General features: G+C 46.8%; 11 protein-coding genes. 4 read left to right on the top strand and 7 right to left on the bottom strand.

Annotation, left to right across the window (positions count from 1 at the left end):
* Positions 1-41 precede the first annotated feature (41 nt).
* Both folB and ACZ5XY_RS00340 read left to right on the top strand, forming a co-directional pair.
* The gene (folB, locus tag ACZ5XY_RS00345; protein ID WP_464741909.1) at positions 42-527 is read left to right on the top strand and encodes a dihydroneopterin aldolase; all 486 of its coding nucleotides are present in this window, start codon (positions 42-44) and stop codon (positions 525-527) included.
* A complete protein-coding gene (locus ACZ5XY_RS00340; protein ID WP_464741907.1) occupies positions 524-1,036 on the top strand; it encodes a 2-amino-4-hydroxy-6-hydroxymethyldihydropteridine diphosphokinase in 513 nt (170 codons plus the stop codon). The genes folB and ACZ5XY_RS00340 overlap by 4 nt, the downstream gene beginning before the upstream one ends.
* A 10-nt stretch (positions 1,037-1,046) precedes the next feature.
* Here the strand turns inward: ACZ5XY_RS00340 and ACZ5XY_RS00335 are convergent, their stop codons facing one another.
* The 7 genes from ACZ5XY_RS00335 to ACZ5XY_RS00305 all read right to left on the bottom strand — a co-directional run bounded on the left by ACZ5XY_RS00335 (position 1,047) and on the right by ACZ5XY_RS00305 (position 8,855).
* A complete protein-coding gene (locus ACZ5XY_RS00335) occupies positions 1,047-1,502 on the bottom strand; it encodes a PACE efflux transporter (RefSeq protein WP_464741905.1) in 456 nt (151 codons plus the stop codon).
* A 208-nt stretch (positions 1,503-1,710) separates the two neighbouring features.
* A complete protein-coding gene (gene cysE, locus ACZ5XY_RS00330) occupies positions 1,711-2,613 on the bottom strand; it encodes a serine O-acetyltransferase (protein ID WP_464741903.1) in 903 nt (300 codons plus the stop codon).
* Between the two features lie 211 nt (positions 2,614-2,824).
* Positions 2,825-3,268: a YtoQ family protein gene (locus ACZ5XY_RS00325; protein WP_464741901.1), complete on the bottom strand. Its 444-nt coding sequence runs from the start codon at positions 3,266-3,268 to the stop codon at positions 2,825-2,827.
* Positions 3,269-3,356: 88 nt separating this feature from the next.
* Positions 3,357-4,169: an RNA methyltransferase gene (locus ACZ5XY_RS00320; protein ID WP_464741899.1), complete on the bottom strand. Its 813-nt coding sequence runs from the start codon at positions 4,167-4,169 to the stop codon at positions 3,357-3,359.
* A gap of 3 nt (positions 4,170-4,172) precedes the next feature.
* Positions 4,173-4,535 (bottom strand): Hpt domain-containing protein, encoded by a 363-nt coding sequence (locus tag ACZ5XY_RS00315; RefSeq protein ID WP_464741897.1) that lies wholly within the window; start codon positions 4,533-4,535, stop codon positions 4,173-4,175.
* 80 nt (positions 4,536-4,615) lie between these two features.
* Complete coding sequence (dnaE, locus tag ACZ5XY_RS00310; RefSeq protein WP_464741895.1) at positions 4,616-8,296, bottom strand: DNA polymerase III subunit alpha; 3,681 nt, start codon at positions 8,294-8,296, stop codon at positions 4,616-4,618.
* A gap of 157 nt (positions 8,297-8,453) precedes the next feature.
* Positions 8,454-8,855: a DUF4236 domain-containing protein gene (locus tag ACZ5XY_RS00305; protein WP_464741893.1), complete on the bottom strand. Its 402-nt coding sequence runs from the start codon at positions 8,853-8,855 to the stop codon at positions 8,454-8,456.
* A 224-nt stretch (positions 8,856-9,079) separates the two neighbouring features.
* Between ACZ5XY_RS00305 and ACZ5XY_RS00300 the strand changes: the two genes are divergently transcribed.
* Together ACZ5XY_RS00300 and ACZ5XY_RS00295 are read left to right on the top strand one after the other, a co-directional pair.
* Entirely contained in the window at positions 9,080-10,861 is a 1,782-nt protein-coding gene (locus ACZ5XY_RS00300) for a hypothetical protein (protein ID WP_464741891.1), read from the top strand.
* 79 nt (positions 10,862-10,940) lie between these two features.
* Positions 10,941-12,530, top strand: a complete 1,590-nt coding sequence (locus tag ACZ5XY_RS00295) for a hypothetical protein (protein ID WP_464741889.1) — start codon at positions 10,941-10,943, stop codon at positions 12,528-12,530.
* Positions 12,531-12,552 lie beyond the last annotated feature (22 nt).

Below are 12,552 nucleotides of genomic sequence, written 5' to 3'. Positions count from 1 at the left end.
CCATCATCATTAAGAAGAAAAATAATTAAGGAAAATACAGAATGTTTCAAACCGACTCTGATGTGGTATTTGTCAAAGGTCTTAAAGTCATGGCGGTCATTGGCGTTTATGATTGGGAGCGCGCCATCAACCAGCCGCTGCTCATCGATATTGCTTTTGAAACCGACGTTACAGCGGCGGCGGCGTCCGATGATGTTGCCGATGCGCTCAACTATAAAGCCGTTTGTGATGATGTGAGCGCATGGTGTAAAGAGATTCAAGCCAAACTTTTAGAGCATTTAGCCGCCATGCTTACCAAAAAGCTGCTATCAAAATATCCTTGCAAGAAAGTCACGCTAAGCATAGCTAAGCCCACGGCAATTGATACCGCTGATGCGGTTGGCGTTCAAATCACCCGATACGCGCGACCTGAGCAGTCTTATCTTGAAAATAATGGGGCTTTGGAGCAAAAAACTGAGGAAGAAAATACGATAAACGATAATGCCAACGATAATGCCAACGATGCTGCTGCTGATTCGACTTTATGACCGCTCATGGTGACCGGCTGCCAAGCACCTTGCAAAATTTGCCAATTTGCGACCCAAGCGCCATGGCTCAACAGCTTGTCGATGGGGCAATATTAGCGCTTGGCAGCAATCATGATTCGGGTCGTTATTTTGACATTGCCCATCAAGAGCTTTTGCGGCTTGGCAAAATTTGCGCCTCAAATTTGCTCGTCAATCCTGACTTTACCTCAACCCAAGCCAATCCAAAGCCTGATTATACCAATCAAGCCATGGTTTTGATCTTGGCTCAGCCGTTGCCGTTAAGCAAGCTTGAACAAAAACTTAAAGCCATTGAGAAATGCTGTAACCGCTGCCGCGAGCCAAAAAATCCGCAAAATTTGGTGACGATGGATATTGATATTTTGCTTGTAAAAATAGCCGTAACGCCATCTTGGATAATTTTAGCCAATCGTTATCCGTTAAAAACGCATGAACTTTGCGGTTTGGCAGAATTGGGTCTAAGAAGTGATACGGCAAATCACAGCGGTTAAAACTTTACCATTACGAAGAATATGTTTGAGCATCTAGCTGTTCTTGCTGATACGGCAAGGTAAAAATTTTGTCAAAAATCAGCGTAAATGCAAAGGTATATACCAAAAAAAACAGCAGCAGCGCCGCTTCCATCACAAATGCCTGCCAAATCCCGACGTTATACCAAAACATATAAATCGGAATACAAAATAGCAAAAGCCCCGATTCAAAAACGATGGCGTGAATACTGCGAAGCAAAACGGTGCGCTCAGTAATTTTTAAGCGGCGCTCAAGGTTTTCAAAGCCGGTGTTATAAATAAAATTCCAAATGACCGCGGTAATCGACACCATGACCGCAACCGGAAACGAGTTTTGCGCGTCGCCGCCGCTAAGCCACATCAAAATGAGTGTTGAGAGCAAAATCGCTAAAATCTCAAAAATGGTCACATAAGTAATCCGGCGTTTGAGCGGACTTAGGGTAATCACGGTCTTCTCCAACAAAATTTTGGTAGAATTAAGGTAAATTTTTGCTATTCAGCGGCAATTGCCTAACTAACGCCTAAACAACAAAAGGCAGGCTTGAGCCTACCTTTATCATCAAACGGTTGAGTAAAGTGCGAAACAGTCAGTTGTTTTGGTTATTATAGCAAAAACTAAAAGTTTCGCAAAATGCCTCGGCAATCGTTATAAAGTATTAGAGCGTATCGTCTGCCGCGCCATCGTTTTGAGCGATGATGTCCAAATCAGAGCGGCTAAGCTTGTCGTATTCTTTTTTGCAAAAGCTTGGGTCAAGTTTGCACATGGCGGCTTGCAGTTGGTCAAGGCGCGTTTCGGACTGGCGGATATGCTCAAGCATTTTGGTGAAAGCTTCGGCAACGGGGTCTTGTGAGGATGGGTCAATGCCATAAGCTTGGAACGCCGTTTCGCGGGCAGAGTTGCTTTTGGATTTTGCCGCCGATTTAATAGTTAAGTCGGTTGCCGCGGCTTTTTCTTGCTGCTTGGCGTCATTGACTTTGAGCGCAATTGGGTTGCCTTTTTCATCATGATGGTCAGAAATCATCCGCGCGGCGCTGCCGACCATGGTGGCGTTTGCCGGAACGGGCTTGACCACCACCGCATTTGAGCCGATTTTGGCATTTTTTCCAACGGTGAAAGGTCCTAAGACTTTAGCACCAGCGCCGACAATGACCCCGTCCTCAAGGGTAGGGTGGCGTTTACCATTGTTCCAAGACACCCCACCTAAGGTGACGCCGTGATATAAGGTCACGTCATTACCGATTTCTGCCGTTTCGCCAATCACCACGCCCATGCCATGGTCGATAAAAAAGCGCTTACCGATTTTGGCAGCAGGGTGAATTTCAATGCCGGTCATCATTCGTGAACCGTAAGAAATGGCGCGCGCGGCAAACTTGTGGTCATGCTGCCAAAGGCTGTGCGCGCCGCGGTGCAAGATGAGCGCATGGATGCCAGGGTAGGTGAGCAGCACCTCAAGGCTGTTGCGAGCGGCAGGGTCGCGGCTAAACACGGCGTTAATGTCGTCTTTTAAGTCCTTTTTGATGGACAACAAAGATTTGAAAAGGGCGGTTGGCAATGACATAAAGCATCCTATCTTAATTTTGATGGCAAATTTTTAATTATAAGCTTTGTATCATGAAGTATAGCGAGGCAAGGTTGATAAGAAAAGGCGAATTGCAAAGATTAAGACGCGCCGCCTTAAATCGTGATGGTTTTTATCAATTACCCTCAAATTTAAGATGACGCGCCTTAATGAAAACTGTTTGGCTTTAAACAGCGGTAACGTCTAAAGCTTAGTTGTCGCTTACCGTGTATTTGAGCAGCTCAACGACTTGCTCAGGGGTTTGCGCCCAAGCCATCGCCGCCGCGTCCACTTCTTTTAGCGGGTGAATAATGTCGTCGGCATGCAAGGTGATGTAAGGCTTGCCAAGGGCGGCGCAATAGCCGGCGTCAAAAGCGGCGTTCCACTGCTTATATTTATCGCCAAAGCGAATGATGGCAATGTCACATTTTTGAATGAGATTTTTGGTGCGAATGGCGTTCACTTTTGAGGATTTGTGGTCGCGCCAAAAGCCATTGTCATCTTTGCCCAAAACGTCGCCAGCCGCGTCACTGGCATCATGGTCGGTGACCGCTGAGGTAAAGCTAATCGGCAAGTTGTGCTCTTTTGCGCCTTGAATGATGCGCTCGCGCCAATCGCTGTGGATTTCCCCAGATAAATAAACGTTCCAAGTCATGATTTACTCCTTGTGAATTAAGGTTGCCACTATCAGCTACCTTGTGATAGTTTTTTGAAATTAACTTTAAAATTACCAAAAATTTTTGCTAGTCTTTTGTAAGCTTAGCGATTAAAGCGCTGAGCAATTGATATTCTTTTTGGTCAAGCTGAAGGCGAGAGCCTAGCCTTGACAGTCTTGATGGCAGGGCGCGAAGATGATTAGGGTCGGCAAGATTGCGGGTAACCATAAGCTTGGTGATACTGGTGGTTAGCTGCTGCAATTGCGCCTGAGTAATCGCCGGCTCATCCCAGTGTTGGCGCAGCACAGTTTGAATCGTAGGTGATGACTCATTTTGCAAGTTATCAGCGGCTTTATTATTAACATGGCTTTGCAAATAAGTAAAGATGAAGCTTGCAATGACCTGAACGGCGGAGGCGACGTTCAGCACCGGATAATCAGGGTTGGCATCAATTTGAATATGATAATCGGCAGCAGCAAGCTCGTCATTGGTCAAGCCGCGGTCTTCACGACCAAATAAAATGGCGATGTTTAGTACGGTTTTACTCGGTTGATGGTCGATAAAATCAGCAATAAGGGCCGCTGCTTGGCTTGGGTTGACGACAGGACGCGGTAAATGGCGGCTTCGGCTGCTTGCCGCAAATACCAATTGGCAATCTTGAATGGCGTCACTTAGCGTTGGGCAGATTTTAGCTTGAGTTAAAATATCAATGCCGCCTGCTGCATGCGCCGCGCTTGTGTCATCGATGGGCAATTTTGGGTCAACGACGATTAAATTTGACAGCCCCATCGTTTGCATGGCGCGAGCCGCTGAGCCAATATTGGCAGGCAAGGTGGTATTTACCATCACAATTTGAACGGCATTTAAATAATCCGCAAGCTGGATTTTTGCGCTGGGCATAATTTATCCTAAACGCTTTAAAATGGTAGCTTCGGTTGCATCAAGCGCTTGCTCAAGGTGCTGTAAAGCTGATTTTTGATTGCTGAGGTCTTGATTGCGGCAAGCTTCTTGCAATTGCGCCGACAACCTCATTAAAAGCTCAGCGCCAAGGTTAGCACTGGCGCCTTTCATGGCATGAGCTGCTTCAAATCCGGCAGCGTTATCATGGTTGGCAAAAGCGTCTTGTAAGACGGTCAGGCGTTTTTTGCTGTCCGCAATAAAGGTTTGCACCAAGTCATTAAAGTCATCGTCAAGCAAATCGCGCATGTCTTCAAACTGCTCATCGTTGATAAGGTCTTGAGGATTAAAATTAGATTCTGAAGTCATGAAAAGCGTCCTCATCGCGCCGCTTGCAAGCAGCGCTGGTTCCAGTAAAAAGACAATAGTTAATAGTTAATAGTTAATAGTTAATGATAATGAAATTGCAACTGCTCATCGCCAATGATGGCTTTTAGCGCCATTAGGTTATCATCATTCGGATAAACGCGCCAGTGCTCTGACAGCTCAACCGTAGCTTTGGCAAAGTCTTCAATAAGGCAAAGCTCAAACGGCGTGCAGTTGTCGTTGATAATCTTAGGCTTAGCAATCGCGGCACTCGCCACTGCCGAATGCTCAATCACATCGCCTGCATCTGCCATATCAGGCGGCATCGCGCTGCTGTCATAATTGTTATAATAGTCATAAGCGTCATCGTTGCCGTAATCCTCGCTATCGCTATCGAGCGCTTGGCTTGGCTGCGGAATAAGATGCCGTTGCGCTGATTTTAATAACGGCTTTAAGTTTAATAACCGCTCAATGTCATCACTTTTTAATGAAAAGCTGATTTTTTTAAGCCAACGAATTCGCGCTTCAGTCATGCTCAAAGCCTTATCAAGTCGAGCAAAAAGTCTGCCATCGCGCTCGCGGATACTGCCTTTGATAATGACGACTTCTTCAACTTTAAGCTGCTCTTTGACGCGGCTAAAGCGCTCAGCGTAGCAGCTGACCTCAAGGCGTGACGTGCCATCGTCAAGCGTAATCACGTAGCGGTTGCCAAAGTTGGCAATGTCCATAATAAGACCGGCAAAATAACAGCCGCCATTGTAGCCGGTGTCGGTGAGCGTGGCTAAGGTGCTGCCGCCGGTAAAGTGTCTCAGCTCCGCACGGTATTCGTCAATGGGGTGACCGGTTAGATATAAGCCAAGGGTGCTTTTTTCCCCTTTTAGGCGAACTTTATCATTCCAAATCAGCTCGGGGTCGGTTGGCAGGGGCGGCGCGGCAACAACGCTTGCCATTTCGCCAAACAAATCCATGATGCCAAGCTCATTGTTATTTCGGTCTTGCTCGGCGGCTTGAACAGCGCTTGGCAATTGGCTCATGAGCGCGCCGCGAATGCTAAAGGCGGCGTCACTTGGTAAGTCAGGTCGCAAAGTTTTGGCAAAATCATCAAAGCAGCCGGCGCGAACCAACGCTTCTAGGGTGCGTTTATTGACCTTTTTCATATCAACGCGGCGGCAAAAGTCAAACAAGTCGCTAAATGCGCCGCCCGATTTTCGAGCTTCAACGATAGATTCAACCGCGCCTTCGCCAACGCCTTTAATTGCGCCCAAGCCATAAATGATATTGTCTTTAGAGTCCGCAACAAAATGCCACTGGCTGCGATTCACCGACGGATTGGCAACGGTCAAATTAAAGTTTTCGCGGCAATCATTGATAAAAAACACCACGTTATCGGTGTTGTTCATGTCAGACGTTAAGACCGCCGCCATAAATTCTGCCGGATAATAGTGCTTTAAATACGCCGTTTGATAGGCGAGCACCCCATAAGCTGCTGAGTGCGACTTGTTAAAGCCATAACCGGCAAACTTTTCCATCAAATCAAACACGCCGCCGGAAGTGGCTTCATCGATGCCTTGGTTAAGCGCGCCGGTGACAAAAATATCGCGCTGCTTTGCCATCTCCTCCGGCTTTTTCTTACCCATGGCGCGCCTGAGCATATCCGCGCCGCCGAGGCTATAGCCTGCCATAACTTGCGAGATTTGCATCACCTGTTCTTGATAAACGATAACGCCATTGGTGTTTTCCAAAATCGGCTCAAGGTTTGGGTGGTCGTAAATGACTTCTTCGCGACCATGCTTTCGGTCGATGTACATCTCGACCATTCCGGCATCCAAAGGTCCCGGTCGATACAGCGCACACATGGCGATGACGTCCTCGATATTGCTTGGCTGCAATTTGGCGAGGTACTTTTTCATTCCCATACTTTCTAGCTGAAAGACGGCGGTAGTTTTGGCTTCTTGCAGCAGTTTATAGGCGTTTTTATCATCAAGCGGCAAGTCCTCTAACACCAGCTCAGGCTGATTTTCGTTTTTTCGGCGCTCGTTGATGTTTTTGACCGCCGCGTTAATGACGGTTAAGTTTCGAAGTCCCAAAAAGTCAAATTTAACCAAACCGACCGCTTCAACGTCGTCTTTGTCAAATTGGCTGACGCGGTGACCGTCTTCATCGCAATAAATGGCGCTAAAATCGGTGATTTTATTAGGAGCAATCAACACGCCGCCGGCATGTTTGCCCACGTTTCGGCAAACGCCCTCAAGCTTGATTGCCATCTCCCAAATCTCAAGGGCGTCCTCATAATCCATGTTGCTTGGATTTTTAATCAAGTCTTTCAGCTGCGGCTCTTGCTCTAGGGCATCATTAAGGGTAATCCCTGGCGTTTTGGGAATCAGCTTGGACATTTTGTTGGCAAGACCGTAGGATTTGCCCTGAACGCGCGCCACATCGCGGACGACCGCTTTTGCCGCCATCGTTCCAAAGGTGATGATTTGCGATACTGCCTCGCGACCGTAGGTATTTGCCACGTAATCAATCACGCGGTCGCGACCATCAATACAAAAGTCAATATCAAAGTCGGGCATTGACACCCGCTCAGGGTTCAAAAAGCGCTCAAATAACAAGTCGTAATGCAGTGGGTCAAGGTCAGTGATGTTCAGCGCATATGCCACCAGTGACCCTGCGCCTGAGCCGCGACCGGGACCTACGGGGACGCCATTGGCTTTTGCCCAGCGGATAAAATCCATCACAATTAAAAAATAACCGGGGAAGCCCATGGACAAAATAACGTCAAGCTCATATTCAAGCCGCTCATCATAAGGCGCGCGAACCGTCTCCCAAGTCTCATCGCGAGACTCCTTTGGGTACAGCTTTTGCAAGCGCTTATCCAAACCGCGCTTGGACTCACTGCGAAAAAAGGACTCAATGGTTTCGCCCTCAGGAACCGGAAACTCCGGCAATACGTTAATGCCAAGGGTTAATATCACGTTGCAGCGTGAGGCGAGGCGAACGGTATTGTCAATCACCTGCGGAATGTCAGCAAACAGCGTCGTCATTTGTGATTGCGATTTTAAATACTGCTCTTCTGAGTACAATCTTGGTCGATTTGGGTCGGCCAAAACGTAAGAGCCGGCAATGCAAACGCGGGCTTCATGAGCGTCAAAGTCATCTTGGGTTAAAAAGCGAACGTCATTATGAGCAACGATAGGAATTTGATGACGCGCGCCAAAATGAATTGCCGCATGAATAAAGGCATCTTCGCCGGTGCGGTTGGTGCGCTTAATTGCCAAATATAGCCGGTCGCCAAATGCTGCTTGCCAATCAACAATCAGCTCATCTGCTTTTTCAGGCGCCGAGCCGATTAATGCTTGACCGATTTCTGATTTTTCGGTGAATAGCGCAATCACGCCCTCGCTATGCTCAAGGACTTGCTCGCGGGTGACAATGGGCGTCCCGCGATTGTCCGGATTGGCGCGGCCGTGAGTAAAGCCAAAAGACACAATCCGCGTTAAATTTTGATAGCCGGTATTGTCCATGGCAAGCAGCATCAACCGCGAGTCTTCGTTATCAAGAATGATTTCGCTGCCGATAATCGGCTTAATCCCTGCGCTAAGGCAGGCGCGATAAAACTTCACCGTGGCATAAAGATTGGACAAATCGGTCAACGCTAGCGCGCGCTGATTGTCCGCCGCTGCCGCCTTTACCAGCGCCTTAATGCGGATGATAGAGTCGGTGATGGAATATTCGCTATGAATGCCTAGATGAACAAATGCCATAAATCGCTCTTTTGCTAACTTGCGCTCATATTAATAATAATTCAACATTATCAAAAACATAAAGCCGGCTAAAAACAAAAATAAGGCAAATTGCGCCTTATTTATTAATCAAACTTTTGAGCCAATATCATAGCATTTTTTCCAAAAATCCGCCACGTTATCGCCAAGCTAACATAAAGATAAGCAGCCAAATAAAGCTTAGCACACGGCTTAAGGTGGAATGACCTTGACGAAGGGTGAACCAAGCAAAAACGATGGGAAGTAAAAAAATGCCCAAAATTAATGGCAGACTTACCGCGCGGTGATGGCTTGCATTTTGCTCAGGCAATCGCGGTTGTGAAGTTGGTTGGCGTGTTCGATCAGGCGTTTGTTGATAGGGTCGGTAGCTGGAATAAGATAAGCCGGTTTTGGGAATACCAAGGGTGCTGCGAGTGCCTTTTTTGCCAATGTTGACGCGAGCGCCGCTGCGACCGATAGAGACGCTTGAAATGCCTTTTTTACTGACGTTTAGCCTGACACCGGGCGCAAGCTTGATGCTTTTGCGAAATCTAAATCCCATGAATTGCCTGCCTTAGTAAATAAATTAAAACTGTAGTTTAGCAAGGTTAGCATAGCATCAAAAAAAAGATTAACTTTTGTCTAAAATTAATTTTTCAGTTAATGCTGTTAAATATTTAATTTTGTATCTTAACCTTACTTACAAATTGCCTAATTGTAACTTAACATGCTATAACTAAGCTTTAAATTCAGTAAGCGATTGTTCGGCAACGACTAAGGATGGTTATGAGATTATTGAATCGAAAGCGCTCAGAGCGCGCTGACAATCTTTCGCAGTTGCCGCAGCAACTTGAGCTATCGAAGCGCACGATTCACCAGTCATGCCTTGCTGCTGTCATAAGCGCGGTGCTTTTGGTATTAACAGGCTGTCAGTCAGCGCCAATGGCAACTGCACCGCAAAACCGAGCGTTGATTGATTTTAGTCGCACGGATAATGCCACCACAGCGGCTCAGCGCCGAGCCTTTCAAGAGGTCTTACCTAAAAATACAGCGGCTTATCAAGCCCTTTTTACTCAATCGGGCGCGGTCAATAGCGAGCAGCAAGCCAAGCTTCGACTGCTTTCTGCCATGAGTCAGCATTTAACGACGCCGCATTGGTCAAGCAGTCAAATTCGCTCTTATGGCGCGCCATTCATTGCCGAGGGCAGCATTGACCAAGGCGCTGACAGCATTTTTAAATCTTTGTTGGACGTTTATTTGTATCGTATTAAGCGTAGCATGAGCGCTTTTGAGGACGACGATAACGCGGAGCAGGTGATTGAAGATGTCGCTCAAGCCAGTGATGACGAGGAAATCTCAGAGGACGATTTAGACCCTGATGATTATGGCATTACAGGGGATGATGAGCGCAACATCTTTGGCATTACCAATGTCAATCCGTTTCAGCTGTTGCAAGATTATGCTGAAATGCGCAATCAAGAAGCAAGCTCAGATAATGAAGCAAGTTTCGGAATGCTGCCCAACTTTTTAAGTTTGCTGAAGCGCAGCCCTGAGCAAATCGCTGCTAAAAATCACTACCAAAATCAATATTTGACCATCAATACGCTCAGCCGCTTTGACCCTAAGCACAAGCAAATCCAAAGCGTTTTAAGCTATGACTATCTTGCACCCACCATGAGCTCCTCAATTCAGCTGCCCATCGCGGTGGACTTTAGCAGCAACCGCTTGCGCGTTGACCCTGCCGCGATGATGCCGCTTGTGGCATTGGTTAGCCCCGATGAGGCGCTGTTGCCAAAAGACTTGGCGGGAAAAACGGTGGATTTTCATTTAACCGAAAAAATGCGCGGCGGTGTGCCAACGAGCTTTATTTATGAAGCCGTCACCAACGCATTTTTAGCCAGTATCCATGAGCTTGAGGCGACAAATTTTACGCCGGTTGATATTAGCGAGGATAAGTTTGCCCAAGACCTTCGCGCCACTCGTGCCATAAAAATCAATGCCGATGCCAAATTTAGCGGTAAAGTTATTGGAATAATGGTTAAATATTTAACCAAATCGCTCAATGACTATATTCAAGCCAATCCAAAAAACACTGAGGAAAATAAAGCGCTGAAAGATATTTTAGCCAAAATGGCGCTTTATAACCAAGGCTATCAAAGCGCTGATGTGGGGTCATTGCTGCAGTTGATTGAAGCGATTGCGCCAATTGATTTTAATAACAGCAATTATTATTACTTGGACGCCAATAATCGTTTGCTTGGCAAGCAGCAGCGCTTAGACGTTGGCAGCGGTCTATTTGACATCCAAAACCAGATGATTAGCCAATCGCGTTACGAGCAGGATTTAAGCCGTCATGAGCTTGCCCCGCTATTGTTACAAACCTTTGAGAACAAAGCGGCAATCGATGGCAACGCTTGGCTTGAGCGCATTCACCAAAATGAATACCGCAAACGTCAAGCTCAATATGCCCGCGAGGATTATGGTTTAGAAGAGGCGGCTATAGAAGAGGGGCTGACAGAGGACTATTCAAGCAACATCGTGATTGATGATGTTCCTAGTGAGGATTAATCGCGGCTTAACGATGACTGACAACTGTAAATGGATAAAAATTGGCTGACCAGCATTTGGCTTTTTTAAGGATATGATTATGACGCTTCAACCCAATTTGCGCGCCTCATTGCTGCTCCCGTTTGCTGCGCTGATGCTAAGCGCTTGCCAAACGATGCCTGAAACAAACGGCGTCAAGACAGCCGCTCAATTGCCAAGCGCCAATCCAAAAGCTACGGTAATTAATGCGCTCAAAGCACAGCGCAAGCAGTCGTTTAGCTATCATAGCAACATTGAGATTGCAGCGCCCATGACAAGTCAGCAATCACTTGCGGTTGCCTCAAGCGCTGATACTCATTGTCAGACTGTTCATGATAATGCTTATATTGGGCTCTTAAAGCAAGCAGAAGCGGCAAATACGGACGTTTATGATGCGCGCTTTGAGGTACGGCGCAGTCAAATTAAAGCCAACTACGCCATCTGTTTTGAGGCTTATCAAGCTTGGCTCAGACAGCAAGGCGGCGAGCTGCAAGCGGCGGACAAAAGATACGCTCAGCTTATCAAGATGTTTGATAACTATCCGCTCAAGCAAAGCCAAAGCGATGTTAAAAAACGCCAACTGCTTAACGAGTATGGGCTCAAACCCTTATCACTGAACGCTCAAGGCAACTATCAGCCGCTATCGGGAAAAATGACGCTGCTGGCATCGGTGCAATATCACGGCAAAAATCATCAAAGCCAACTTAATCAGCCCATTTATATCGATTTAAAATCAGGTCAACTGTACCTTTGGGCAGACAATGCCGCTTTTATGACCTCGCAATTGTTTGATGAAAAGCTTGGGCTAAAGTGGAAAAACAAATGGCTAAGAATTGATTTAAATGATGGCAGCTTACCTAAAGGCTTTGGCAAAGCGCTGATTCAAAATCACTTTACCGCGCTTGATAAGATGTTTACTGCCATGCCTGCAAGCGAGTTTAGCTATATGGCGCCCACCGATTTAAGTAAGCTTAACTTTACCTTGCCCCGTCATCAATTGTCAGTGATGCAGTCAGGCGCAATGATTGTTCGGCAGCAGCAAAGTCCCAACACCCAAATTCAAAATTATCAAACCTATCTGACTACCTTTTATGAGTTGATGAGCAAGCAGTTTCCAGAATTAATCAGCGCTGAGACCGGCAGTATTGAGTCCCCGTCAAATCTAATCGCCACCTCGTTTAATAGCAAAAAATTGATGCAGCTGATGCTAAGCGCTATCAAAGAGATGGCAGCCACAGACAATATTATTGCAAAATCAGGGGATATTGAAGAGCGCTTTTACGGCTTTGATAAGCAAAAGCGCTTGATTTGGCAACAAGCGCACAGTTTTGGCGGCACGCAGACGACAGAGGTGCCCAATCAGGCGGATAGTCTTATAAGTATTGATGTGCTCAGCCAGTTTTTACCGCTCAACCGCGAAAGCAGCTTTGTCAATTTGCCAAAAGCGCAGCAGACGCCGACAGCGGCAACAAGCATTGATTTAAGAGACTACAGCAAACAGCTTTTGGCGCGCTATAAAGAAGGCGGCGGGGCGACGTTTGGTAAGCTGATTTTTGGGGTGATGAGTGGTCAGTCGCCACTGTTCCCAAGTGATGCCCCTGCTGACAGTGATAGGTTAGAAATGCCTATCGAGGAGGAAGTTTTAGAATAACTCTCCTTAATTTGCAGGAAGT

This window comes from Psychrobacter sp. GTC18467, assembly GCF_055397455.1.
The sequence above is the reverse complement of the archived record's forward strand: the minus strand, read 5'-3'. Positions and strand labels throughout refer to the sequence as shown.